Here is a 25,452-nt window from a genome sequence, read left to right as displayed (position 1 = left end):
CAGAAGAGAGAGCACATGCCGAAGCCTGCCCTGCGTCGTGTCATGGCCGCGACAGCTGCCGCCGCCGGTGTGCTGACCCTGGGCGTCACCGACGCCTCGGCGCACGCCACCACCACCCTCGACTACGTCGCCCTCGGCGACAGTTACAGCGCCGGCTCGGGAGTCCTGCCGGTCGACCCCACCAACCTGCTCTGCCTGCGCTCGACGGCGAACTACCCCCACGTCATCGCCGACGCGACCGGGGCCCGGCTCAAGGACGTCACCTGTGGGGCCGCCCAGACCTCCCACTTCACCGAGGCCCAGTACCCCGGTGTCGCCCCGCAGGTGAACGCGCTCGGCGCCGGCACGGACCTGGTCACCCTGACCATCGGCGGCAACGACAACAGCACGTTCATCAACGCCATCACGGCCTGCGGATCGGCGGGCGTCCTCAGCGGCGGCAAGGGCAGCCCCTGCAAGGACAAGAACGGCACGTCCTTCGACGACCAGATCGAGAACAACACCTACCCCGCGCTCAAGGCCGCGCTGCGCGAGGTCATGGCGGCGGCGCCCAACGCGCGCGTGGCCGCGCTGGGTTACCCCTGGATCACCCCGGCCGTCGCCGACCCGTCCTGCTTCCTGAAGCTCCCGATCGCCGCCGGTGACGTGCCCTACCTGCGCGGCATCCAGGCCCACCTCAACGACGTGGTCGAGCGCGCCGCCGAGGAGACCGGCGCGGTCTTCGTCGACTTCGCCGCGGTCTCCGAGGGCCACGACGCGTGCCAGGCCCCCGGCACCCGGTGGATCGAGCCGCTGCTGTTCGGCCACAGCCTCGTTCCCGTCCACCCCAACGCGCTCGGCGAGCGGCGCATGGCCGAGCACACGATGGACGCCCTCGGCCTGGGCTGATTCCGGCGGCGCCCCGCGTACGCTGGGCCCGTGCCGTCCCCCCGCCTGCGCCGCGTCGCCGTCCTCGTGCTCGAAGGCGCGAAGCCGCTCGACGTCGGCATCCCGGCGCAGGTGTTCACGACCCGGGCGAGCATGCCGTACGAGGTCCGGGTCTGCGGCGCGGCACCCGGCCTCGTGACCGGCGGCGACGGCCTGTCGTACCACGTGGCCCACGGCCTGTCCGCGCTGGCCTGGGCCGACGTGGTCTTCCTCCCCGGGTACCGGACCCCCGACCGCGACGACCCGCCGCGGGCCGTCGTCGAGGCGCTGAGCGGCGCCCACGAGCGGGGGGCGCGGCTGGCCGCCATCTCCACCGGCGCCTTCGCCCTGGCCGCCACCGGACTGCTGGACGGCCGGCGCGCCACCACGCACTGGCATTACACCCGGGCCCTGGCCCGCAGGCACCCGCGTGTGCGGGTTGACGAGAACGTGCTCTTCGTGGACGAGGGCAGCGTCCTCACCTCCGCGGGCGCCGCGTCCGGCATCGACCTGTGCCTGCACATCCTGCGCGGCGACCTCGGGGTGGCCGCGTCGAACCACGCGGCCCGCCGCCTCGTCGCGGCCCCCTACCGCAGCGGCGGCCAGGCGCAGTACGTGCCGCGCAGCGTGCCCGAGCCGCTGGGCGAGCGGTTCGCGGCCACCCGCGAATGGGCGCTCGGCCGCCTCGGCGAGCCGCTCACCCTGGAGGCCATGGCCCGGCACGCGGCGGTGTCGGCGCGCACTCTCTCCCGGCGCTTCGTCGAGGACACCGGCTACACGCCGATGCAGTGGGTGCTGCGGGCCCGCATCGACATGGCCCGTGAGCTGCTGGAACGCTCGGAGCGCGGGGTGGAGCAGATCGCCGTGGACGTCGGCCTCGGCACCGGCGCCAATCTGCGCCTGCACTTCCAGCACATCCTCGGCACCACCCCCAGCGAGTACCGGCGCACCTTCTCCCGGGGCGAGTGACCGCCCGCTCCCTCCCCCTTGGCGCGATCCTTTCGAACCGTGGCACTCACGCCGCTGCCGCCGGCCCGCCCGGCGCGCGAGCCTGGGGGGCGTAGGACCTGGACGCGCAACGAAGGGACAGCGCTCATGACGCGCATCGGCATCAACGGATTCGGCCGCATCGGACGGAACGTGCTGCGCGCACTGCTCGAACGCGACTCCAAGATCGAGGTGGTCGCCGTCAACGACCTCACCGAGCCGGCCGCCCTGGCACGGCTGCTCGCCTTCGACTCGACCTCCGGCCGCCTGGGTCGCCCGGTGAGCGTGGACGGGGACACCCTCGTCGTCGACGGCCGCCGGATCAGGGTGCTGGCGGAGCGCGAGCCCGAGCGGCTGCCGTGGGCCGAGCTGGACGTCGACATCGTCCTGGAGTCCACCGGCCGCTTCACCTCGGCCGCCGCCGCGCGCGGGCACCTCACCGCGGGCGCCCGCAAGGTCCTGGTCAGCGCGCCGTCGGACGGTGCCGACGTGACCCTCGCGTACGGCGTGAACACCGACGCGTACGACCCCGCCGCGCACACGGTGGTCTCGAACGCCTCCTGCACCACCAACGCCCTCGCGCCGCTGGCCGCGGTGCTCGACGAGCTGGCCGGCATCGAGCACGGCTTCATGACGACGGTGCACGCCTACACGCAGGAGCAGAACCTCCAGGACGGCCCGCACCGCGACCCGCGCCGCGCCCGCGCCGCCGGCGTCAACATCGTGCCGACCACCACGGGCGCCGCCAAGGCGATCGGCCTGGTCCTGCCGGGCCTGGACGGCAAGCTGTCGGGCGACTCGATCCGCGTCCCGGTCCCGGTGGGTTCGATCGTCGAGCTGAACACCACCGTCGCGCGCGACGTGACCCGCGAGGACGTGCTGGGCGCCTACCGCGCCGCGGCCGAGGGGCCGCTCGCGGGCGTGCTGGAGTACTCGGAGGACGCGCTGGTCTCCTCCGACATCACCGGCAACCCGGCCTCCTCGATCTTCGACTCGGCGCTGACCCGCGTCGACGGCCGGCACGTCAAGGTCGTCGCCTGGTACGACAACGAGTGGGGCTTCTCGAACCGCGTGATCGACACGCTGGAACTGCTCGCCACACGCTGAACCGGCAGCCGGTTCGGCATCACGGGGGCTCGCACGTCACAATGGTGCGATGAGCAATTCCAAGATTTACTTCGACATCGACATCGACGGCCAGGATGCGGGCCGCATCGTCTTCGAGCTCTTCGAGGACGTGACCCCCAAGACCGCCAAGAACTTCGTCGAGCTGGCCACCGGCGAGCACGGCTTCGGCTACGCGGGTTCCTCGTTCCACCGCGTGATCCCGCAGTTCATGCTGCAGGGCGGTGACTTCACCCGCGGCGACGGCACCGGCGGCAAGAGCATCTACGGCGAGAAGTTCGCGGACGAGAACTTCCAGCTGAAGCACACCGAGCCCTACCTGCTCTCCATGGCGAACGCGGGCCCGAACACCAACGGCTCGCAGTTCTTCGTGACCACCGTTCCCACCCCGTGGCTGGACGGCAAGCACGTCGTCTTCGGCAAGGTCGTGGAGGGCACCGACGTGGTCGACAAGATCGAGGGCTACGGGTCGTCCCCGACGGGCCGCACCTCCAAGAAGATCACGGTGCGGGCCTCGGGCCGCGTCTAGCACCGGTCGTCCGCGGCAGACCCGCGGCAACGGGGCCCATCGCGCACGGCGCGGTGGGCCCCGTCCCGTCTGGTGGGCCGGGCCGGGTGGTGCGACGCTGGTGTCGAGAGGTGTCCGACGACGGCAACCCCGGGAGGGCCGATGGGACGGGACGTCCCGGCGGTGGTCTTCACCCGCGAGGACCGCCGCCGGTACCGGATCAAGATGCAGGAGTGCCTGGAGGCCTTCGCGCAGATGCTGCGCGAGTCGCGGTTCGAGACGGAGCGGCCCCAGGTGGGCCTGGAGATCGAGCTGAACCTGGTCGACGACCGGGGCGAACCCGCGATGCGCAACAGCGACGCCCTCGAAGCGATCGCCGACCCCGCCTGGGCCACCGAGCTGGGCCGCTTCAACCTGGAGATCAACATCCCGCCCCGGCGCCTGACCGCGGGCGGCCCCGACGCCTGGGAGACCGAGATCCGGGCCGCCCTGAACCACGCCGAGGACCGCGCCCGGTCGGTCGGCGCCCACCTGATCATGGTCGGCATCCTGCCCACGCTCCGCCAGTCCGACGTCGGCGAGGCGGCTCTCTCGGAGAACCCGCGCTACCGGCTCCTCAACGACCAGGTGTTCGCCGCCCGGGGCGAGGACCTGCACATCGAGGTCGACGGCGTGGACCGGCTGCGCACCTACGCGGACACCATCACCCCCGAGGCCGCCTGCACCAGCACGCAGTTCCACCTCCAGGTGGCCCCCGAGGAGTTCGCCGACTACTGGAACGCCGCACAGGCGATCGCCGGCGTCCAGGTCGCCCTCGCCGCGAACTCGCCGTTCCTGCTCGGCAAGGAGCTGTGGCACGAGAGCCGCATCCCCCTGTTCGAGCAGGCCACCGACACCCGCCCGCAGGAGATCAAGGCACAGGGGGTACGGCCCCGGGTGTGGTTCGGGGAGCGGTGGATCAACAGCGTCTTCGACCTCTTCGAGGAGAACCTGCGCTACTTCCCGGCCCTGCTCCCGCTGTGCGACGAGCAGAACCCCGCCGAGACGCTCGACCGCGGCGACATCCCCGAGCTGGGCGAGCTGACCCTGCACAACGGCACCATCTACCGCTGGAACCGGCCCGTCTACGCGGTCGCCCACGACAAGCCGCACGTCCGGGTGGAGAACCGCGTGCTGCCCGCCGGGCCCACCGTGGCCGACACCCTCGCCAACGGGGCCTTCTACTACGGCCTGACCCGCGCCCTGGTCGAGGAGGAGCGGCCGGTCTGGTCCCGCATGTCCTTCTCGGTCGCCGAGGACAACCTGCACACCGCCGCGCGGCACGGCATCGAGGCCCACCTGTACTGGCCGGGCATGGGCGAGGTGACCGTGCCCGAGCTGGTGCTGCGCAGGCTGCTGCCGCTGGCGCACCGGGGCCTGGAGCTGTCCGGCATGGACTCGGCCTGGCGGGAGCCGCTGCTCGGCATCATCGAGCAGCGGTGCGTCACCGGCCGCAACGGCGCGGTGTGGCAGAAGGAGATGTTCCACCACATCGACGCCTCCGCCCGGCCCGGCCGCCACGAGGCGCTGCGGCGGATGACGCAGCAGTACATGGACTTCATGCATCTCAACGCCCCGGTCCACACCTGGCCGGTCGACTGACGACGCCAGAAAGGGCGGCGGACGATGTGCCGATGGCTGGCCTACTCGGGAACCCCCGTGCTGCTGGAGACCATCCTCTACCGGCCGGAGCACTCGCTGATCGACCAGAGCCTGCACTCCCGGATGGGGGTGGAGACGACGAACGGGGACGGGTTCGGGGTCGGCTGGTTCGGGCCGGAGATGGAGACGCCCGCGATCGTCCGGGAGATCGGTCCCGCGTGGAGCAACCGCAATCTGCGGGAGATCGCCGGACACGTCCGCTCGCCGCTGTTCTTCGCGCACATCCGGGCGTCCACCGGCAGCGCGGTGCAGCAGACCAACTGCCATCCGTTCCGCCACGGGCGCTGGATGTGGATGCACAACGGTGCCATCGCCGACTTCCACAAGCTCCACCGCGACCTCGCGCTGGCCGTCGACCCGCGCCTCTACCCGGACATGGAGGGCTCCACCGACTCGGAGCTGATGTTCTTCCTGGCCCTCACCTTCGGCCTGGAGGAGGACCCGCCGGGAGCCGTGGCGCGGATGGCGGGGCTGGTGGAGGAGGTCGGCCGCGAGCACGGGGTGGAGTACCCGATGCAGATGACCGTCGCCGTGACCGACGGGCGGATCCTGTGGGCGTTCCGCTACTCCACGCAGGCCCGGACCCGGTCGCTGTACTACAGCTCGCGCGTGGAGAGCGTGCGCGCGCTCCATCCCGACCTGCCGTACCTGCGGGAGGCGTCCGACGAGACCCGCCTGATCGTCTCGGAGCCCCTGGGCGACCTGCCCGGCGTCTGGAACGAGGTGCCCGAGGGCACCTACGGCGTCGTCCGGCCCGAGGGCGACGACATGCTGCCGTTCGTGCCCCGGCCCGTCCGGCACCGTTGACACCGGCCGGAGAAGATCACACAATCGGGGCCATGACCACATACCGGTTCGGCACCACGGCGGAGTGTCCCCGCGTGCCCGAGCGAACCGGTTGTGAGCGCTCCGGCCTGTAACGGCCCGCACCGGACCGAAGGCTCCACGCGACGCGTCGGGGCTCCATCGGTGTCTCTTTCGGCACACGCCCATCGTGCCTTGCTCCGCAGCTCCCGCGTTTCCTCCGGCCACCGGACGAGGACGTCGTACCGCCATGGCCGGGCACCACCCACACCACCGCACCAGGGGAGGACTCCCATGACCGTCACGGCCGCAGGTCCGAGCACCGTCCTGCGCGAAGCACGCATCCCGGGCGACGGGCTCTACGAGGGCCCGCGCGTCCTGCGCCGGCTGCCCGAGGGCCTTCAGGAGCGGCCCTACGAGCAGTTCGAGGTCGTGCCGCAGGCGCTGACCATCGGCGCCGAGATCCGGGGCGTCGACCTTTCCCGGCCGCTCGGCGCCGCCCTGCGCGAGGAGTTGAACCGCGCCCTGCTGGAGTGGAAGGTGCTCTTCTTCCGCGCCCAGCACCTCACCTCCGCCCAGCAGCGCGGCTTCGCGGGGCACTGGGGCGAGCTGGAGACCAACCCCCTGCTCACCGCCGGTTCCAGTGCGGACGTCGTCCGGTTCGACAAGGGCGCCGGGGGTGCGCCGACGTACGAGAACGTGTGGCACACCGACGTCACCTTCCGGGAGCGGCCGGCGCTCGGCGCCGTGCTCCAGCTGCGCGAGGTCCCGCCGTTCGGCGGGGACACCATGTGGGCGGACATGGCGGCCGCCTACGACAACCTGCCGCCGGAGGTGAAGGAGCGCGTCGACGGTGCCCGCGCCGTGCACGACTTCATCCCCGGCTTCGCCCGGTTCTACGGACCCGAGCGGCTGGCCCCGCACCAGGACCTCTTCCCGCCCGTGGAACACCCGGTGGTGCGCACCCACCCGGAGACGGGGCGGCGGATGCTGTTCGTCAACACGTCGTTCACCACCCGCATCTGCGGCATGGACCGGGACGAGAGCGACCGGCTGCTGCGGTCCCTCTTCCAGCAGGCGCACGTGCCCGAGTACCAGGTGCGCTTCCGCTGGCAGGCCGGCGACGTGGCCTTCTGGGACAACCGGGCCACCCAGCACTACGCGGTGGGCGACTACGGGTCACGGCGGCGGGTCGCCGAGCGGGTGGCCATCGCGGGCGACCGGCCCTTCTGACCGTCTCGTGCGGGCCGTAGGCGGTGTCCGCCTACGGCCCCTCGCGTGGCGCTACGCCTCGCCGTCCCGCTGCTCGATCGCGGCCGGGCGGAGCTGCGCGGCCCGCACGCGGGCGACGTCGAGCTTCTCCCCGCGGTCGAAGCGGTAGATGCCGTTCTGCTCCTGGAAAACGTCGGTCAGCTGCGTGTAGCAGTAGCCGAACATGTCGCGGTCCTCCAGCAGCACCCCGGTCAGGCCGGCGAACCGCTCGTGGAACTCGTCCTCGTTGCGGACGCGTTCCCCGTAGCCCCAGGAGACCGTGCGGTCCTCGCCGGAGAGTTCGGCGGCGGCCTCGGGGTCCCACCAGATGCCGCCGAACTCGCTGACGAAGTACGGCTGGCCGCGGTAGGGCTGGGAGTAGGGCGCGCCGTTCTCGTAGGCGTTGACGAAGGGCGCGCCCTTGGCGAGGCCGGACATCAGCTCCCGGAAGGCGGCCGGGTCCTGCTCGTAGTTGTGGGAGTCGTAGACGTCGGTCTCGGCGACGCGGTGGGCGTAGCCGGAGGCGTCGACGACCGGCCGGGTGGTGTCCATGACCTTGGTGGCCAGGAACATCGCGCGGGTGACGTCGTCGAGCTGCGTCATCCGGTCGTGCAGCTTCTGGTAGGTCTCGTTGAGCGGGCACCAGCCGATGATCGAGGGGTGCGAGTAGTCGCGTTCGAGTGCCTCCAGCCACTGGGCGACGTAGGAGGCGTCGGGCTTCTGGTTGTCGCCGGAGGAGCCGCCGGTCTCGCAGCCCCAGTCGCCGAACTCGCCCCACACCAGGTAGCCGAGGCGGTCGGCGTGGTAGAGGAAGCGCTCCTCGAACACCTTCTGGTGCAGGCGGGCACCGTTGAAGCCGGCGGCCATGCCCAGCTCGATGTCCCTGACCAGTGCCTCGTCTGTCGGGGCGGTCATCAGCCCGTCCGGGTACCAGCCCTGGTCGAGGACGAGCCGCTGGAAGAGGGGGCGTCCGTTGACGAGGACGGCCTTGCCGCGCAGTCCGACGGCGCGCAGTCCGCCGTAGCTCTCGGCGCTGTCGACCACCTCGCCGGCGGCGTCGAGGAGTTCGAGGCGCAGGTCGTAGAGGTGCGGGTCCCCGGGCCCCCACTCGCGGCGCCGGCCGTCCGGGACCGGCAGGTGCAGACGGGGGGCGAGGTCCAGGTCGGCGCGTGCTTCGGCGCGGCTCACCTCGCCGGCGCCGTCGCTGAGCACGGCGCGGACCCGGTGGCCGGGCCGGTTGCCGGAGAGGGGCAGTTCGAGGTGGAAGGCGGAGCCGGCCAGGTCGGGGGTGATCCGGGGGCGGCGCAGGTGGACGTCCGGCACGGGCTCCAGCCAGACGGTCTGCCAGATGCCGGTCACCCGGGTGTAGTTGCAGTCGTGGTTGGCGTACTTGACGGCCTGCTTGCCGCGGGCCTGGGGGCCGGACTTGGGGTCGCGGGCCCGGACGGTGATGACGACCTCCTCCCCCGCGCCGGCGATGTCGCCGAGGTCGGCGGTGAAGGGGGTGAAGCCGCCGCGGTGCCGGACGACCTCCTTGCCGTCGGCCCACACGGTGGTGTCGTGGTCGACCGCGCCGAAGTGCAGCAGCACCCGGCGTCCGGCCCAGGCCGCGGGGAGGGTGACGGCCCTCCGGTACCAGACGGCCTCCAGGAAGTCGGTGTCGCCGATGCCGGAGAGTTCGGACTCGGGCGGGAAGGGGACGAGGATCTCGTCGCGCAGTTCGCGGTCGAGGAGCCCGCGGTCGAGCCCGCTGTCCCCCCGGTCGGTCTCGAACTGCCAGGCGCCGTTCAGGTTGAGCCAGTCGCGGCGCGCGAACTGCGGTCGCGGGTACTCCGGGCGCGGTACGGAGTGAGGGGACACACATGCTCCAGTCGATCGGTGGGCCGGCGCGTGCGCGCCGGTCCGGGTGTACGGCTGCGAGGGGATGGGGTGCGAGGGGTCAGGAACCGCCGAGGCCGGTGGTGGCCACGGAGTTGACGATGCGGCGCTGGAAGAGCAGGAAGACGACGATCAGCGGCAGCGCCGCCAGCAGGGCCGACGCCATCGACTGCGCGTACTGGATGCCGTAGGCGTCCTTCACGGTGGCCAGGCCCACCGGGAGGGTCATCAGGTCGGGGTCGTTGGTGACGATGAAGGGCCACATGAAGTTGTTCCAGGCCCCGATGAAGACGAAGATCGCGACGGCCGCCACGATCGGCCGGGACAGCGGCAGCACGATCGACCGGAACACCCGGAACTCGGAGGCGCCGTCGATCCGGGCGGCCTCCTCCAGCTCCTTGGGGATGCCGTCGAAGAACCGCTTGAGGATGAAGACCATCATCGGGGCGACGACCTGCGGCAGGATGACCGCCGCGTAGGTGTCGACCATGTGGAAGAGCAACATCTGGTCGAAGAGCGGCACCACCAGCAGCTGCGGCGGGATCATGATGGCGGCGACGGTGACGGCGAGCAGCGCCCGCCGGCCCCGGAAGGTGCCGCGCGAGAAGCCGTACGCCGCGAGGGTGGAGACCACCACGGTGAGCAGGGTGACCAGGCCGGCGATGAGGAAGCTGTTGAAGGCCCAGACGGAGACGTTCCCGCGTTCCAGGATCTCCGTGTAGGAGTCCAGGGTGAGGGCGCCCTTGAACGGGGACAGTCCGGTGGTGGCGACGTCCTCCTCGCTCTGCACGGAGGTGGCGATCGCCCACAGGAAGGGCACCAGCCAGACCACCGCGAGGACGACGAGGGCCGTTCCGGCCAGGATCCGGGGCAGCCGGCCGTGGCCGAGCAGCAGGGGGGAGCCGGCCGCCTCACGGGGTGGACGCCGCCGTGCGCGGACGGGGGTGGCGTTTGCGGACACGGTCAGTCCTCCCGGCGGAAGAGACGGAACTGCACGAGCGAGACGACGATGATCAGGGCGAAGAAGAGGTACGAGACGGCGGAGGCGTAGCCGAGGCGGTAGCCGGTGAAGCCGACGTCGTAGACGTACTCCAGGACGGGGCGGGTGGAGCCGTTGGGACCGCCCTTGGTGAGGATGTAGATCTGGTCGAACACCTTGAGCGAGGCCAGGACCTGGAGCATGGCGACCAGTCCGGTCGTCCGGCGCAGCTGCGGCAGGGTGATGGACCACAGGCGCCGCCAGGCGCCGGCGCCGTCCAGCGCCGCCGCCTCGTCGAAGGTGGTGGGCAGGGACTGGAGCGCCGCGAGGTAGAGCAGGAAGTTGAATCCCACCGTCCACCAGACGGTGAGGGCGGCGATGGACCACATGGCGACGGACTCGTCCGACAGCCAGCCGACCGGTTCCATGCCGAGGGTGTCGAGGAACTGGTTTCCCAGGCCCAGTTCGGGCTGGTAGAGCCAGGTCCAGATGAGGGTCACCACGGTGACGGGCAGCAGGTAGGGGGCGAAGAACGCCAGGCGCCAGGCCCACTGCCCGGCGAGCCCGCTGTGCACGAGCAGGGCCATGGCCAGGGCGACCAGGACCAGCGGGACGCTGGAGATGGCGGTGAAGAAGACGGTGTTGCCGAGGCTGCTCCAGACGTCCGGGTCGCCGAAGGCCTCGGTGTAGTTGTCGAGGCCGACGAAGCTCGTGTCGCGCAGCGCGAGCGAGCTGTCGGTGAAGCTCATCCAGAGGCCCTGCACGATCGGCCAGACCATGAAGAGGGCGAAGACGAGCAGGAACGGCAGGACGAAGACGAACCCGTTGCCGGATCGTATGCGGCGCAGGACGGCGCGGCGGCCGTCCGCGGGCGCGGTGGGCGGCTCGGTCCGCCGCTGGGAGCCGGGCGGTGCGGTGGTGGTCACGTCGGTCACTCCTTCTGCTGGGTCAGGCCACCGGGTTGGGCTGCCGCAGCAGCGCGTCCGCCTCGCGGACCATCTGCCGCACCGCCTTCTCGGGGGAGGTGTTGCCCAGCAGCGCCGACTGGAGCGGCTGGCACATCCGGTTCTGGAAGTTCGAACCGGCGCCGACGAACCAGTTGGGCGGGTCGAGCACCGCCACCTTCGCGGCGTCGGCGTAGGAGGACTGCGGTTCGAGCTTCGCGTACCCCGGCTCGGAGAGGACCGGCTGGTAGGCGGGGATGTGCCCGGCGCTCGCCCAGGTCAGGCTCTGCTTGAGGACCGCCGCGACGTACCGGTGGGCCTCGCGGCGCCGCTCCGGATCGGGGTCGTCCTGGTGCGGGAGGACGAAGCTGTGACTGTCGGTGTAGACGGCCGGCTTCTCGAAGACCTGCGGGAAGGGCGCGGCGCCGAGGTCGATGCCGGACTCCTTGAGCGTCGGCAGCTCCCACTCGCCGAGCATGGCCATGCCGCCGCGGCCGCCGGTGAAGGCGGCGAGCGCGCCGTTGTAGTCCAGGTTGTTCGGGTTGGTCTTCCCGTCGAAGAGCTGGGTCATGAGGGTCACGACGCGCACGGCGGCGTCGACGTCGATCCGCGCGGGCCCGCCGTCCGGCAGGGTGAACTCGGCGCCGGTCTGGGCGTAGAGGCCGGCGAACAGGCGCCAGTTCTGCGCGGTGTCGGTGACGTGGCCGAAGATGATGCCGGACGTGCCGGTGGCCTTCGCGAGGGCCCGGCCCGCCTCCAGCAGCGCCTCGGGCGATCCCAGGGGGGCGAGGGCACCCGAGGAGTCCAGGAGTCCCGCCTTCTCCGCCGCCTTCCTGTCGTAGAAGACGATGAAGGGGTGGACGTCCAGGGGGATCGCGTAGACGGTGCCCTCGTGCCGGGTCCGCGACCAGACCGCGGGGGTGAAGTCCTTTTCGGTGACGCCGAACTCGGCGAGCAGGTCGAGGTCGAAGGGGTCCACCAGACCGCCGGGCGCGTAGCCCGCCAGCCGGGAGAGGTGCATGGCGGCGACGTCGGAGGCCCGGCCGCCGGCGGCGGACATCGCCAGCTTGGTGTAGTACGACGGGCCCCAGTCCAGGATGGTGCGGTCCACGTCGAAGCCGTCGTCGCCCCGGGAGACGGCGTCGATCATCTCGTCCATGAGCATGCCGTCGCCGCCCTGGAAGAGGTCCCAGACGCTCAGTGCGGAGGCTCCGGAGGCGGAGGCCGGTGAGGCGCAGCCGGACAACGGGCCGGCGGCGAGCAGGGCCCCCGTTCCGGCCATGGCGTGCCGCAACAGCCTTCGGCGGCTGAGGCGGTGGGGCGGGTCGGACACGGCCGGCACCCCCTGGAGGGGCGAACGAGAACTCATCGCGGACCTTTCGACGGCCGGAGCTCATGCGGTGGCTAGTTTTTACATCGATGTACATTGGCTGTAAAGAGCTGAGACACCGGCGCGGTGCCCGCGACCGTGAGATCGGCGTCCCGGCGGGACGGGGCGGAGTCCCCCCGGCCGCCGGGACATAGACTCATGCACCGCGCGAGAGGCAGGGAGGTCTCGGTGGCACGGCCAAGGATCAAGGACGTCGCACGTCACGCGGGCGTTTCGGAGAAGACGGTGTCCAACGTCATCAACGACTACGCCCACGTCTCCGACCGGACTCGGCGGGTCGTGCGGGACTCCATCGAGCAGCTCGGATACCGGGTGAACCTGGCCGGCCGCCACTTGCGCAAGGGCCGAACCGGCATCATCGCGCTCGTCGTCCCGGAACTGGACATACCGTACTTCGCCGAACTGGCCCGGCACGTGATCCGCGAGGCCGAGGAGCGGTCGCTGACCGTCCTGATCCACCAGTCCGGGGCGGACCGCGCCCACGAGCTGGCGGCGCTGGCCGGGTTCGGCTCCACCTTCGTGGACGGGATCATCCTCAGCCCGCTCGCGCTGACCGCCGACGACCTGCGCGACCGCTCCGGGTTCCCGCCCACCGTGCTCCTCGGCGAGCTGCTGGAGGAGGGCGCCGACCACGTGGCCATCGACAACGAGGGCGCCGCGCGCGAGGCCACCCGGCATCTGATCGGTCTGGGCCGCCGCACCATCCTGGCCGTCGGCGGGGTCGACGCCCCCGGCCTCGGCACGGCGGAGGCGCGCACCCGGGGCTACCGAGCCGCCCTGGAGGAGGCGGGCCTGCCCTACGACCCGTCGCTGGTCGTCCCGGTCGACTCCTTCCGGATGCCCGCGGGCGCGCGTGCGGTGGCGCGGCTGCTGCGCGAGGGCGCGCGGCCCGACGCGCTGCTCTGCCTCAACGACCAGCTGGCGCTGGGCGCGTTGCGCGCGCTGCACGAGCACGGCGCCGAGGTGCCCGGCGACGTCGCCGTGGTCGGCTTCGACGATGTCGAGGGCGGGCGGTTCAGCGTGCCGACGCTGAGCACGGTGGCCCCCGACAAGGCCGCGGTGGCGAAGGTCGCCGTGGAGCTGCTGCAGCGCCGCATCGAGGACGCGACGGGACCGGACGACGTGGGGGCGGGCACCGGGTCCGGCGCGCAGTCGCCCGAGGACCGCATCGTGGCCCACCGGCTCGTCCTGAGGGAGAGCACGGAGGGCCACGGGCGGCGCTGACGACGAGCCGGGCGGGTCAGTTCGTGTAGACCTCGGCGCGGTCGACGCTCACGAACGACGCCCCGGACTGCGCGTTGTGCTCCCCGGTGACCCGGACGCGCAGCGTGTGCGCTCCGTTCGCCAGCCGCGGGCTGGTGTACTGCACCGCCTCACCGACGCGGATCGCGTTGTGGAAGTCCACCCGTTGCTCGGGGCCGCCGTCGATGCTGACGGCCGCGTAGCCGTTGCCGGTGTCCTTGACCGAGAGCAGGGCGATGCGGGTGCCGGTGAAGGAGAAGGTGGCCGTGGCGCCGGCCCGGTCGCTCCAGTGGTCGTCGCTCCAGAAGCACTGCGTGGCGCAGCCCGAGCCGGAGTTCCAGGCGCCGGTGTAGGTGACGCTCCCCGCGCCGCTGGAGCGGCCGTCGTCGTTGATCCAGTAGTTGCCCGAGCCGGGGTCGCCGGAGGGCAGGTCCTGGGTGGCGCCCATGGCGAGCGGGCGGCCGAAGTCGGGGGTGCCGTCGGCCCGCCAGGTGAACTTCTGGGCCCGGGTGGTGCGGTTGCTGTAGGTGTTCACCGACGTGGTCTTGGCGTGGTAGACGATCCAGTCCTCCGTCCCGTCCGGCGACTGGAAGAAGGCGTGGTGGCCGGGTCCGAACACGCCCCGGTCGTCGGCGCGGGAGAAGACGGCGCCCTGGTGCTGCCGCCAGTTGCCGGGCACCAGCGGGTCGGCGGTGAGCGGCATCGACATCATCCAGACCTGGTAGTCCGGCTTGCCCGTGTCGCAGGCCGAGTACGTCATCCAGACCCGCCCGTTGCGGTACAGGAACTCCGGCCCCTCGCGCACCTCCGGGCAGCCGCCCGCGGCGTTGATCGCGACGGCGTCACCGGAGACCGTGTACGGGTTGGACATCGGCGCGATGTTCAGCCCGTTGTGCTGGTACTGGTTGAGGCCGCTGTAGGCCAGGTAGAGGCGCCCGCCGAGCTGGAGGACGCCGGCGTCGATGGCGAAGTCGTTCGCGTGGTTCGGCGGGGCGAGCTTGGCCTTGAAGTGGTACGGGCCGGTCGGATCGTCGCGCTCGGACTCCAGGACGTAGAGGCGGTGGTGCTCGTCGACGCCGTCGTCCGCCGTGTAGTAGAGGTACCAGCGGTCGCCGAAGCGGTAGAACTCCGGGGCCCAGATGTTGCGGTTGCGCGAGGGGTCGGTGTCCGTCCAGACGGTGACCGGGTCCGCGGCGGCCAGCGTGCCCAGGGAGGGCGAGCGCCACATCTTGATGCTGCCGCCCTGGGTGGTGGTGAGGTAGTAGTTGCCCTTCCAGTTCGTCATGAACGGGTCGGGGCCGCTGTTGAGCGGGTTGCGGAAGGTGCCGGCCGCGGCTGCCGCGGCACGGGATTCGGGTGCGGACGGCGCGGCGGAGGCCTGCGCGGTGAGTCCGGGGAGGAGGCCGGCGAGCAGCCCGAGGAGGGCGGCGAGGAGCAGGCCGGCGTGCGTGCGGGAACGGTGTGAGGGGCTGGGGGGCACGGTGGGGTCCCTTTCCGCAGCTTTACATCGATGTAATGGCGGGGCGCCAGGCTAGGGAGGCTCCGACCCCCTGTCAACGGGGCCAGAAATGGTATTCCATTTGCCGTAGACCTCTTGACGGTGCGGTTTGGCGAAAACTACGTTCTGTTCATCGGAAAGCCGCTTCCACTTTGTGGAACTCTCCAACTCCCCGCATCCTGATCCCAGGAGTCCCGTATGACTGCCCTGGAAGACCGCCGCTCGTCCGCGGAGACCAGCGACACCGCCACCAGCTCCGGCCTCTACACGTACGACCTGGCCCCGACGAAGCGCGAAGGACGCCGCTGGGGCGCCTACAACGTCTTCACCCTCTGGGCCAACGACGTGCACAGCCTGGGCAATTACGCCTTCGCCATCGGACTGTTCGCCCTCGGGCTCAACGTGTGGGGCATCCTCGTCGCCTTCGCGCTCGCCTCGGTCCTGCTCTTCCTCCTGCTCACGCTGTCCGGGTTCATGGGCCACAAGACCGGCGTTCCGTTCCCGGTCATGAGCCGGATCGCGTTCGGCATCAAGGGGGCGAAGATTCCCGCGGCCGTCCGCGGTGCCGTGGCGATCGCCTGGTTTGGTATCCAGACCTATCTGGCCTCCGCCGTGCTGAGCGCCCTGCTGGTGGCGATGTTCCCGGGCCTGGCCGACCTGGACACCAACTCCCTGCTGGGGCAGTCCACTCTGGGCTGGATCACCTTCCTGGTCCTGTGGGCCCTCCAGGTGCTCATCGTCAGCTACGGCATGCAGATGATCCGCCGCTACATGGCCTTCGCCGCGCCCACCACCCTGATCACCATGTGCGCCCTCGCGGTGTGGATGTTCGTCCGCGCGGACGGCTCGATCTCCGTGTCCGTCGACGATCCGCTCACCGGCGGCACGATGTGGCTCCAGGTGCTGCAGGCCGCCGCCCTGTGGGTGGTGATCTACGGGACGTTCGTGCTGAACTTCTGCGACTTCACCCGGTCCGCGCGCAGCCGCGGCTCGATCGTCCGCGGCAACGTGATCGGCATCCCGGTCAACATGCTCTTCTTCGCCGTGATCGTGGCGGTGCTCAGCGGCGCCCAGTTCAGCCTCGACGGGCACGTCATCACCAGTCCGACGGACATCGTGCGGACCATCCCCAACATGTTCCTGCTGGCCGTCGCCTCGCTCTGCCTGATCGCCCTCACGGTGGCGGTGAACCTGCTCGCCAACTTCGTCGCGCCCATCTACGCCCTGGTCAACCTCTTCCCGCACCGGCTCGACTTCCGCCGCGCGGGTCTGGTCAGCGCGGTGCTGGGCCTGGTGATCACGCCCTGGAACCTCTACAACAGCCCGGTCGTCGTCAACTACTTCCTCGGTGGCCTCGGCGCGCTGCTGGGCCCGCTGTTCGGCGTGATCATGGCCGACTACTGGCTGCTGCGGAAGTCCCGGGTGAACGTGCCGGCCCTCTACACCGAGGACGCGGACGCCGAGTACCACTACCGCCGGGGCTACAACCCGCGTGCCGTCGCCGCGTTCGTCCCCAGCGCGGCCCTGGCCGTGGTCGTCGCCCTGGTCCCCTTCTTCCACGCCGCGGCCGGGTTCTCCTGGTTCATCGGGGCGATCGTGGCGGCGGTCCTGTACGCGCTCATCGCCGACCGCGCCTCACCGATCCGCGACGTCGACGGCGAGGCCATCGCCGTCGCGGCGGAGTAGCTCCGCCGGTGCGGGGACCGGCCCGGCCGGTCCCCTCGGGAGCGACCGCTCCGCCACCGCCCCCTCCCCCGCCCTCGCGGTACCGTCCGTCCGAGCAGAAGGCCCCCCATGCGCATCCTCGTGGTCAACGTCAACACCACGCAGTCCATCACCGACGCGATCGGCAAGCAGGCCGCGTCGGCCGCCTCCGAGGGCACCGAGATCGTCCCCCTGACCCCCGCCTTCGGCGCGGAGTCCGTCGAGGGCAACTACGAGAGCTACCTCGCGGCGGTCGCCGTCATGGAGACCGTCCGGGCGCACCGGGAGCCGTTCGACGCGGTGATCCAGGCGGGCTACGGGGAGCACGGGCGCGAAGGGCTCCAGGAGATACTCGACGTGCCGGTCGTCGACATCACCGAGGCCGCGGCGAGCACCGCGCAGTTCCTGGGCCGCCGCTACTCGGTCGTCACCACGCTCGACCGGACGGTCCCGCTGATCGAGGAGCGGCTGGAGGTGGCGGGCCTGAGCGCCCGGTGCGCCTCGGTGCGCGCGAGCGGGCTGCCGGTGCTGGAACTGGAGCGGGACGAGCAGGCCGCCGTGGACGCCATCACCGAGCAGGCCGCCCGCGCCGTCGAGGAGGACCGGGCGGAGGTGATCTGCCTGGGCTGCGGAGGCATGGCCGGCCTCGCCGAGCGCGTGGTGGAACGGACCGGCGTCCCCGTGGTCGACGGCGTCACCGCCGCGGTGACGATCGCCGAGTCGCTGGTCCGGCTCGGCCTGTCCACGTCCAAGGTGCGCACCTACGCGCCCCCGCGGGCCAAGCGGATCGTCAACTGGCCGCCGATGGCGGGCTGAGCGGCGACCCCGGTCCTCCCGCGCCCCGGGCCCAGGCCGCCTCCGGGGTATTCTGACGGGCCGCCCGACCGCCGCCCCGCACGGCACGGTCGACGTGGCTCGGAACGGGAAGACGACGAAGGACGGCGATGGCTGCGTCAGAGGGCTTCATGCCCGAGTCCGAGCGGGTCACGCGACATCTGCGCGACGAGATCGTGGACGGTGTGCGGCGGCCGGGGAGCCGCCTGGTCGAACGCGAGCTGGCCGAGGCGCTCGGTGTGAGCCGCCTGCCCGTCCGGGAGGCCCTGCGGACGCTGGTCTCCGAGGGGCTGGTGACGCCCAGGCCGCGGACCTGGGCGGTGGTGCGGGAGTTCACCACGAGCGACATCGCCGACCTCGACGAGGTCCGCTCGGGCCTGGAGACCCTGGCCTTCCGGCTCGCCGCCGTACGGCACACCCGCGAAGGTCTCGAACGTCTCCGGGCGACGGTGGACGCCGAACTCGACGCGGCCCGCGCCGACGACGCGGTGGCGGCCCGGCGGGCCGCCGCCGACTTCCACCAGACGGTCATCTCGCTGGCCGCAAACGAGCTGCTCAACGAACTCGAACGGGTGCTGCGCAGCCGCCTGCGCTGGCTCATGGGCCAGCACGACGACCTGATGGCCGTCGCGCTGGAGCACGAGGCGCTGTACCGGGCCATCGCGGAGCGGGACGTGGAGCGCGTGCAGGAGCTGGTCCTGCACCACCAGTCGACCAGCCGCAGCGCGGCTCTGAGCCACCACGCCCGGGAGCAGGCGCGGCGCGACGCGGAAGCACGCCCCTGACGCGCGCCCCGGCGCCGTGACGGCCGGTCAGCCGAGTACGGCCTCCCAGGTGTCGACCGCGAAGTGGACGGTCATGCCGTGGCGGCCGTACAGCCGAGGGGCGCCGGTGGCGTTGGCCGTGTCGACCCCGAGGCCCACCGTGTCCCGGCCGCGCGCGGCGAACCGCGCGAAGGCGTGCCGCAGGAGGAAGCCGCCGAGTCCCCTCCCCCGCGCCTCGTCCAGGACGCCGAGGGCGCGGATCCAGCCCATGGCCTCGCGGTCGTCCCGGGCCAGCAGGAAGCCGGCGTCGCCGAGGTCGTCGGTGGCGGCGATCCACACCAGGGACCAGTCCAGCCCGTCGGCGTCGATGTCGCTCAGCCAGAGCCGGTACGGGCGCGGCTGGAAGTCGAAGTGCCCTGCGAACGACCGCTGGTACAGCTCGTGCACCCGAACCCGGTCAGTCTCGCTCGCACAGGCCCGCACCCGCACGCCGGCCGGCGGCGTCGGCGGCAGGTCGGCCGCCGGGTCGAGCGCCCGGCGCAGGACGTGGTGGGACCGGACCGTCTTCCAGCCCCGTTCCGCGAGCAGCGCGGTGTCGGTGGTGGGCCGGGCGTTGAGGTGGAGGTGGACGACGGCCCGGTCGGCTCCGTTGGCCCGTGCCTTGGCGAGGGCGCGGTCCTCCATGGCGGCCAGCACGCGCAGGCCGGTGGCCTGGTGGTCGGGCAGCACGTAGTGATCGATGTCCACGCGCTCGCCGCCGGACTCGTCCCATAGCAGTCCGTAGGCCACCAGCCGGCCGTCGTCGAAGGCGAGCCACGAGTCCCGTGTCAGATCCGTCTCGGGATGCCGGAGGTCGGCCTCGACGCTGTGCTGGTCGGTCTCGGGGCGGCCGATCTCGATCCGGTCGATCTCGTTGAGGAGGCGGGTGATGGCGGGGGCGTCGGCGAACGTGGCCGGTCGCGGGTCGGCGGTGGACATGGGAGCAGAATCGGGTGCGGGGGCGAGTGTCCGCAACGGGATTTCCGCCGCCGCGCGAAGAAGTGGGCCCGCCCGCGGGAGGCGGCCGCCAACCCCTCAGGGGACGTAGGTCGGCGAAGTGGGGGCAGAAGGGTGTCCCGAGGCCCTTCTCCGTCACCCACCCACGGGAGTCCCCAGTGACACCGAGCCTGCGCACCGCACGCGGGTGCCGTGCCGCCGCCGTTCTCCTGCTCGCCGCCGCCTGGTACGCGGGCAGCCACCATCCCTGGCTCGCGGTGCCCGGTCTCTACGCCGCCGGGGTCATGGCCTGGTGTGCCGCGCGGGAGGGCGCCGAGCACCGGCGCCGTACCGCCCTGGCGCGCCGCGCCGAACTCCTCGCCCGTCCGGACGCGGGGCGGCCGCTCGCCCTCGATCCGTGCTGTGCGTTCTGGCGGCACTCGGACGGTGCCGTGCACGGCCCGGACTGCACCCGGCCCGCCGCCGCCCGCGTCTGGCTGGGCGCCGGCTGCTGCGAGGTGTGGTGGACCTCGCTGGGCGCGGCCCACGACGCGGCCTGCCCGGACGGTGCCGACGCGCCGGAGCGGAACCGGAGCCACCGGACCCCGCGGTAGTTTGCCGACGGCGTGCCCGGCGGGACGTCAACCTGCCGTGAAAGCCGGACAGACGTCGAGGGCCGGGCCGGGACACCACGCGTGTCCCGGCCCGGCCTTCGCACATCGAGGTCAGTCGGCCCGCCCCGTCGGCGTGAGGGTCAGCGTCTGCTCGCCGGGACTCCGCCGGTCGCCGACGCGGTCGCCCGTGCGGTCGGTCCAGGAGCGGACCGGTGTGGTCTCGGCGCGCCTGGCGGGGTCGCCGGAGAGACCGATCACCAGGCCGCTGTAGCGGTTGACCAGCCGGTACGTGCCGTTGGCGGAACCGTCGGCAGACGTACCGGGGACGACGAACCACTGCCGGCCGACGGAGGGTCCGCCGCTGCCGGGACGGGCGACGGTCGGCTTCGTGCCCCAGGCCCGGCCGGCCGTGGTGGTGGAGTCCACGCCGAGCAGCCTGCCGGTCGCGGCGTTGGCGATCCGGTACGAGCCGTCGCCACCCGCGGTGAAGACCCACTCCGCCAGTCCGGACGGCTTCCCGCCGCGCACCGAGGTGGTGGCGGAGCCGTGCGCCGAGGCCTGGGCGAGGGCCCGGCCGTCCGCCCCGGTGATCCGGTAGGCCTTGTGCTCGTCGACCGGCGCGGCAGGGTCGGAGGTGTCGAGGGTGAGGTTCACGTACTCGCCCGACTTGCCGTCCGAGCAGCCGAAGGAGCAGTACGAGCGGAACGACCTGCCGACGATGCCGGAGCCGGTCCTGTTCACACCGTCGAGGAACCACCGGTACCAGGAGGCGTTGGTGTGGTCGCCGGTGTCGCCGAGCGGGAACCACTTCTGGGTGGCGAGGTCGTCGGTGGCGTAGAACTGCTGCGGGGCGTCGCCGCTCTGGTCGACGGCCTGCGGCTCGCCCACGTACAGGCCGAGGTGGGCGTTGTAGGTGATGTCCATGACGAACAGGGGCGAGGTCGGGGGCATCTCGCCCGCGGCGACCTGCTCGTCGGTCTTCCCGGGGGTGGCGGGGTCGTACTCGTCCGCCACGGGTGTGTAGCCGGTGTCGTCCTGGTCGCCCACCGGAACCATGTTGCTCTCGCGGCCGCCCACGCCGGGTTCTGACCAGGCGCCGTCGTACCACTTCTGCCAGGAGCCGGGCGCCATCTTGGCGGACATCGGCGCGCGGGCCACGTGGGCGTGGAAGGCCTTCCAGCTGCCGCCCTTGTCCACGATCCGGGAGCCGTAGAAGACGTAGAAGTAGCCGGAGGCGGTGTCCGCGAAGAGGCGGGGGTCGCCGTCGCCGTAGTGGTAGGTCTGCTGCGGGAACGCGTCGGTGTCCCCGCGTTCGGTGCTGTACGGCGAGGTGATGACGTGGTCCTCGACGGTCCAGGTCCGGCCCTGGTCGCGGGAGACCGCGTAGTCGATGCCGTCGTAGTGGAGGCCGTCGGCGAAGGGCTGCGGGGTGAACTCGTTGTGCACCAGGCCGTACCAGTCGCCGGTGTCCGGGTCCACCCAGACGCCGGCCAGGTCGCAGTAGTTCTTCTGGGCGTAGTGCGAGCCGGCGGGCGGGAAGGTCGACTCCTTGCCGGTCGGGCTGTTGTTGCACCGCCAGGTGGTGTCGTCGTTGCGGTCCCTGGGCTCGTCGGGGTCGGCGGCGTCGCTGATCGCGTCGGAGCGTTCGGCGCTGTCGAAGTCGGTGCCGGTGTAGAAGGTCCAGGCGCGGTCGTCGTCGGCGCCGTAGAGCGCGTGGGCCTGCTGGTAGTAGAAGGTGCCGTCCTTGTCGATGTAGGGGGCGGCGGGGGTGTCGTCGGGCCGGGTCCAGGAGCCCTTGCCGCCGACGGTGACGGTGTAGGTGGTGCCGGGGTCCGAGGCGGCGGCGGGCGGGGCGCCCAGGGAGGCGCCGCCGGCCAGGGCGAGGGCGGTGGCGACGGCCGCGAGGGCGAGTCTGCTCCGGGGAGCGGTCAACCGTGACACGGGTACTCCTCAACTCGTCGTGCTACCAGTGGGGGTTGGTGTGCCGAGTGCGGTGTGCGGGCCGGGCTGCGGGGTGGGCCGCGGTCAGCCGAACGTCTCGACGTACTCCTCAGTGGGCCCGAGGTCGGGGCGGTCCACGAGGGCGACGTGGTCGCCGAGGCGTTCCAGTTCCAGGACGGTGAGCGTGTTGGGCCCCGGGCGCAGCAGTGGGCGGGGCAGGTACAGCGTGGTCTGGGGGCCCGCCTCCCAGTACCGGCCGAGCAGCGTGTCGCCGGCCCAGACGAATCCCTTGGCGAATCCGGGCAGGGCGAGGAAGGTGTCGGCGGGTTCGGGGACGTCCAGGACGGCGGTCGCGAACCCGGCCGTGCCGCCGGGCCCGGCGGCGGACGCGGCGCGGGCGAGGTCGTGCGGCGACCACTCGTCCAGCGGGAGCGGGTGCATGGTCCAGCCGTGCACCAGCCGGCGCTCCACCCGCACGCCGCCGAGGATGCCCTTGCCCTGGCCGAGGAGCGGCCCGTAGTTGATCCGCCCCTGGTTCTCCACGAGCAGTTCCAGACGGACGCGGTCGCCGGTACCGGTGAGGGGGAAGGCGGCGGTCTCGCGGTCGAGTACGGCGACGGGCACGCCGTCGGCGAACACCTGGGCCCGGTCGTGCAGGCCGGTCACGGTCACCTCGTGCACTCCGGCCGGCAGCAGCGGATGCGCGGTGTAGAGCACGAGGCCGGCGGACTGGCCGAGTTCGTCGAAGCCGAGCGGCACGGGTGCCCGTACGGGCTCGGACACGGCCCGCAGTGCGTCGAGGAGGGCGGCCCGCCGGGCGACCGGCAGCGTCCGGGGCGGCAGCAGGGGCGGGTCGGCGGGCAGCCGCCGTTCGCGCGCGGGGGCGCCGGGCACGGTGGCCAGCTTCGCCCGCAGGGCGTGGAACTTGGGGGTGAGCGCCCCGTGTTCGGCCACCGGGGCGTCCGAGTCGTAGCTGGTGACGGTCGGTTGCAGCCGCTCCCCGTCGTGGTTGGCGCCGGCCCACAGGCCGAAGTTGGTGCCGCCGTGCGCCATGTAGAGGCTGACCGAGCCGCCCGCGTCGAGGATCTCCCCGACGTCCTGTGCGGCGCTGTCCGAGGAGCGCACGTGGTGTTTCTCGCCCCAGTGGTCGAACCAGCCGTTCCAGAACTCGGCGCAGAAGAACGGTTCGCCGGGCCGGCGGGCGCGCAGGAGCGCCGCCGCCACGTCGGGCCGGGAGCCGAAGGTCGCGGCGGCGAACTCGCCGGGCAGGCTGCCCCCGTCGAGCATCAGCGGGGTCGCGCCGTCGGCCGTGTAGAGCAGTTCGGTGATGCCGCGGCCGGTCAGCGCGTCCCGTACCCGGCGGACGTAGTCCTGGTCGTCGCCGTAACTGCCGTACTCGTTCTCGATCTGGACGGCCACGACCGGTCCGCCGCGCGCCGCCTGGAGTTCCGCGAGGCGCGGGACGAGCACGTCGAACCAGCGGCCGACGGCGTCCAGGAAGGGCCCGTGGCTGGTGCGCGGCCGCATGCCGGGGGTGCCGGTGAGCCAGGCCGGGAGGCCGCCGTTGTCCCACTCGGCGCAGATGTAGGGGCCGGGCCGCACGATGACGTCCAGGCCGGTCCCCTGGGCCAGCCGGGCGAAGCGGGGCAGGTCGCGCGGGCCGTCGAAGCGGGCCTCGCCGGGGCGGCGTTCGTGGAAGTTCCACGGGACGTAGGTGTCCACGGTGTTGAGCCCGAGGGCCGCAAGCCGCTCCAGGCGGTCCGCCCACTGCTCCGGGTGGACGCGGAAGTAGTGCAGCGAGCCGGCCAGGACGCGGTGCGGGCGTCCGGCGCGCAGGAACGTGCCGTCGGCGCGGGTGAGCGTGGGTGGGTGGGAGGAGGTCACTCGACGGCTCCGGTGGTCGTGCCGGTCCCGCTCCGGTTGTTATCGATGCCGGGGCGGATGCGGGTGCTGTCCGCGTTGACTATGGCAGAGAATGTTATCGATGCCAACGGGTTGGACACGGGCGGCCAGGAGACCGCGGAAACCTCAGGTGGAGGCCGATGTCAGCGATATCATCCGTCGGAGGCACCCGGGGAAGGACGGCATGACGAAGCAGCAGGGCGACGCGGCGCGACGGCCGCCGGGGATGACGGACGTGGCCCGCGCCGCGGGGGTGTCCGCGCAGACGGTGTCGCGCGTGCTCTCCGGGCATCCGCACGTGCGGGAGCAGACGCGTGCCGACGTCATGGCCGCGGTGGCCCGGCTCGGCTACCGCCGCAACAACGCGGCCCGGACGCTGTCCTCCGGGCGCAGCCGCGCGATCGGCGTGGTGACGCTGCGCACGACCTTCTACTCGCGGGCCGCGGTGACCTCGGGCATCGAGAGCGCCGCGCAGGCCGCCGGGTACACGGTGAGCACCGCGACGACGTCCTCGCTGGACACGTCGGCCATCGAGGACGCCCTGTCCCGGCTGACCGACCAGGGGGTGGAGGGCATCATCCTGTCGGTGCCGCTCATCCACACGAGCCCGCGCCTGGAACAGCTCACCCGTGCCACGCCGACGCTCACCATCGACGGCTCCCGCACCGGGGCCACCGAGGTCGTCGCCGTCGACCAGTCCCTGGCGGCCCGGCTCGCCACCCGGCACCTGCTGGACCTGGGTCACGAGACCGTCTGGCACCTGGCGGGCCCGGAGCAGTGGCTGGAGGCCGCCAGCAGGCGGGACGGCTGGCGGGCGACCCTGGAGGCGGCCGGGCGTGCGGTGCCGCCGCCCCTGGAGGGCGACTGGTCGCCCGCCTCGGGCTACCGGGGCGGCCTGGTCCTCGGCCGGATCCCCGACGCGACGGCGGTGTTCGTGGCGAGCGACGAGATGGCGTTCGGCGTGGTCCGGGCGCTGCGCGAGTCGGGGCGGCGGGTGCCGGAGGACGTCTCCGTGGTCGGCGTGGACGACATCGAGCTGGCCGAGTACTGCGCACCGCCCCTGACCACGGTCGCCCAGCCCTTCGCGCAGATGGGCGAGCTGGCCGTCGCCCATCTGCTGCGCTACATCGCCGCCCCCGAGACGGTGCCCGAACCGGCGTCGGTGGAACCGCGCCTGGTGGTCCGGGCGAGCACGGCGGCGCCGGCCGCGGCCGTCACTGGCTGAGCGGGCCCTCCCCCAGCGCCGTCCGCAGGGCGAGCGGGGTGGCCGCCGCCCAGGCCTGCGGGGAGCAGGAGTGGGGGTACGGCACCGGTGCGGGGGTCGCCGAGCGGTGGTAGCCGGCCAGGACCTCGGGCAGCCGGTGACCGTGGTGGGAGGCCGCGGCGATCAGGCCGCCGGCGACGGTGCGCACCTCGTCCAGGAGCCCGTGGCGGGCCAGGCCGAGCGCGATCACCGCGTTGTCGTGCGGCCACGCGCTGCCCCGGTGGTAGGAGAGCGGGTGGTA

General features: G+C 72.3%; 21 protein-coding genes and 1 pseudogene. 13 read left to right on the top strand and 9 right to left on the bottom strand.

Features of this window, described 5'->3' with window-relative positions; translation table 11 throughout:
- Window positions 1-15 precede the first annotated feature (15 nt).
- The 7 genes from IE108_RS33255 (at window position 16) to IE108_RS33225 (ending at window position 7,264) form a co-directional block, all read left to right on the top strand.
- Entirely contained in the window at window positions 16-888 is an 873-nt protein-coding gene (locus IE108_RS33255) for an SGNH/GDSL hydrolase family protein (RefSeq protein ID WP_064726088.1), read from the top strand.
- Window positions 889-918: 30 nt separating this feature from the next.
- Complete coding sequence (locus tag IE108_RS33250; protein WP_064726089.1) at window positions 919-1,875, top strand: GlxA family transcriptional regulator; 957 nt, start codon at window positions 919-921, stop codon at window positions 1,873-1,875.
- Window positions 1,876-2,001: 126 nt separating this feature from the next.
- On the top strand, window positions 2,002-3,000 hold the full coding sequence (gene gap / locus IE108_RS33245; RefSeq protein WP_064726090.1) for a type I glyceraldehyde-3-phosphate dehydrogenase: 999 nt from the start codon (window positions 2,002-2,004) through the stop codon (window positions 2,998-3,000).
- Window positions 3,001-3,049: 49 nt separating this feature from the next.
- Entirely contained in the window at window positions 3,050-3,547 is a 498-nt protein-coding gene (locus tag IE108_RS33240; RefSeq protein WP_064726091.1) for a peptidylprolyl isomerase, read from the top strand.
- Window positions 3,548-3,688: 141 nt separating this feature from the next.
- Complete coding sequence (locus tag IE108_RS33235) at window positions 3,689-5,167, top strand: glutamate-cysteine ligase family protein (protein ID WP_064726092.1); 1,479 nt, start codon at window positions 3,689-3,691, stop codon at window positions 5,165-5,167.
- Window positions 5,168-5,191: 24 nt separating this feature from the next.
- The gene (locus tag IE108_RS33230; RefSeq protein ID WP_064726093.1) at window positions 5,192-6,034 is read left to right on the top strand and encodes a class II glutamine amidotransferase; all 843 of its coding nucleotides are present in this window, start codon (window positions 5,192-5,194) and stop codon (window positions 6,032-6,034) included.
- A 291-nt stretch (window positions 6,035-6,325) separates the two neighbouring features.
- Window positions 6,326-7,264 carry a TauD/TfdA dioxygenase family protein gene (locus IE108_RS33225; protein WP_064726094.1) on the top strand — a complete coding sequence of 313 codons (939 nt, stop codon included), beginning with the start codon at window positions 6,326-6,328 and terminating at the stop codon, window positions 7,262-7,264.
- Window positions 7,265-7,315: 51 nt separating this feature from the next.
- On the opposite strand, the gene IE108_RS33220 is transcribed toward IE108_RS33225, so the two are convergent.
- From IE108_RS33220 to IE108_RS33205, 4 genes are all read right to left on the bottom strand, one after another.
- Complete coding sequence (locus tag IE108_RS33220; protein ID WP_064726095.1) at window positions 7,316-9,142, bottom strand: glycoside hydrolase family 2 protein; 1,827 nt, start codon at window positions 9,140-9,142, stop codon at window positions 7,316-7,318.
- A gap of 79 nt (window positions 9,143-9,221) precedes the next feature.
- Entirely contained in the window at window positions 9,222-10,121 is a 900-nt protein-coding gene (locus tag IE108_RS33215) for a carbohydrate ABC transporter permease (RefSeq protein WP_064726096.1), read from the bottom strand.
- Window positions 10,122-10,123: 2 nt separating this feature from the next.
- Window positions 10,124-11,065: a carbohydrate ABC transporter permease gene (locus IE108_RS33210; RefSeq protein ID WP_064726097.1), complete on the bottom strand. Its 942-nt coding sequence runs from the start codon at window positions 11,063-11,065 to the stop codon at window positions 10,124-10,126.
- A gap of 22 nt (window positions 11,066-11,087) precedes the next feature.
- Window positions 11,088-12,452 (bottom strand): extracellular solute-binding protein, encoded by a 1,365-nt coding sequence (locus IE108_RS33205; protein WP_064726098.1) that lies wholly within the window; start codon window positions 12,450-12,452, stop codon window positions 11,088-11,090.
- Between the two features lie 189 nt (window positions 12,453-12,641).
- On the opposite strand from IE108_RS33205, the gene IE108_RS33200 reads away from it, so the two are divergent.
- A complete protein-coding gene (locus IE108_RS33200) occupies window positions 12,642-13,697 on the top strand; it encodes a LacI family DNA-binding transcriptional regulator (RefSeq protein ID WP_064726099.1) in 1,056 nt (351 codons plus the stop codon).
- A 16-nt stretch (window positions 13,698-13,713) separates the two neighbouring features.
- Here IE108_RS33200 and IE108_RS33195 read toward each other — a convergent pair whose 3' ends face one another.
- The gene (locus tag IE108_RS33195) at window positions 13,714-15,195 is read right to left on the bottom strand and encodes a family 43 glycosylhydrolase (RefSeq protein ID WP_064726100.1); all 1,482 of its coding nucleotides are present in this window, start codon (window positions 15,193-15,195) and stop codon (window positions 13,714-13,716) included.
- 216 nt (window positions 15,196-15,411) lie between these two features.
- Here IE108_RS33195 and IE108_RS33190 point away from each other — a divergent pair, with 216 nt between their 5' ends.
- The 3 genes from IE108_RS33190 to IE108_RS33180 all read left to right on the top strand — a co-directional run bounded on the left by IE108_RS33190 (window position 15,412) and on the right by IE108_RS33180 (window position 18,536).
- Complete coding sequence (locus IE108_RS33190) at window positions 15,412-16,899, top strand: NCS1 family nucleobase:cation symporter-1 (RefSeq protein ID WP_064726101.1); 1,488 nt, start codon at window positions 15,412-15,414, stop codon at window positions 16,897-16,899.
- A gap of 108 nt (window positions 16,900-17,007) precedes the next feature.
- A complete protein-coding gene (locus IE108_RS33185; RefSeq protein WP_064726102.1) occupies window positions 17,008-17,733 on the top strand; it encodes an aspartate/glutamate racemase family protein in 726 nt (241 codons plus the stop codon).
- Between the two features lie 128 nt (window positions 17,734-17,861).
- Complete coding sequence (locus IE108_RS33180; RefSeq protein WP_064726103.1) at window positions 17,862-18,536, top strand: GntR family transcriptional regulator; 675 nt, start codon at window positions 17,862-17,864, stop codon at window positions 18,534-18,536.
- Window positions 18,537-18,563: 27 nt separating this feature from the next.
- Here the strand turns inward: IE108_RS33180 and IE108_RS33175 are convergent, their stop codons facing one another.
- On the bottom strand, window positions 18,564-19,493 hold the full coding sequence (locus tag IE108_RS33175; RefSeq protein ID WP_064726104.1) for a GNAT family N-acetyltransferase: 930 nt from the start codon (window positions 19,491-19,493) through the stop codon (window positions 18,564-18,566).
- Between the two features lie 176 nt (window positions 19,494-19,669).
- Between IE108_RS33175 and IE108_RS33170 the strand changes: the two genes are divergently transcribed.
- A complete protein-coding gene (locus tag IE108_RS33170; protein ID WP_064726105.1) occupies window positions 19,670-20,104 on the top strand; it encodes a hypothetical protein in 435 nt (144 codons plus the stop codon).
- A 111-nt stretch (window positions 20,105-20,215) separates the two neighbouring features.
- Here the strand turns inward: IE108_RS33170 and IE108_RS33165 are convergent, their stop codons facing one another.
- Complete coding sequence (locus IE108_RS33165; RefSeq protein WP_079163393.1) at window positions 20,216-22,036, bottom strand: RICIN domain-containing protein; 1,821 nt, start codon at window positions 22,034-22,036, stop codon at window positions 20,216-20,218.
- Window positions 22,037-22,129: 93 nt separating this feature from the next.
- Window positions 22,130-23,929 carry a glycoside hydrolase family 35 protein gene (locus IE108_RS33160; protein ID WP_064726106.1) on the bottom strand — a complete coding sequence of 600 codons (1,800 nt, stop codon included), beginning with the start codon at window positions 23,927-23,929 and terminating at the stop codon, window positions 22,130-22,132.
- Between the two features lie 202 nt (window positions 23,930-24,131).
- On the opposite strand from IE108_RS33160, the gene IE108_RS33155 reads away from it, so the two are divergent.
- Entirely contained in the window at window positions 24,132-25,172 is a 1,041-nt protein-coding gene (locus IE108_RS33155; RefSeq protein WP_064726107.1) for a LacI family DNA-binding transcriptional regulator, read from the top strand.
- Here IE108_RS33155 and IE108_RS33150 read toward each other — a convergent pair.
- Window positions 25,162-25,452 (bottom strand): annotated as a pseudogene (locus IE108_RS33150) (glycogen debranching N-terminal domain-containing protein); the annotation flags it as partial. The gene IE108_RS33155 and the pseudogene IE108_RS33150 overlap by 11 nt on opposite strands.

The organism is Streptomyces parvulus (genome assembly GCF_014648855.1).
Taxonomy (GTDB): domain Bacteria; phylum Actinomycetota; class Actinomycetes; order Streptomycetales; family Streptomycetaceae; genus Streptomyces; species Streptomyces parvulus.
The sequence above is the reverse complement of the archived record's forward strand: the minus strand, read 5'-3'. Positions and strand labels throughout refer to the sequence as shown.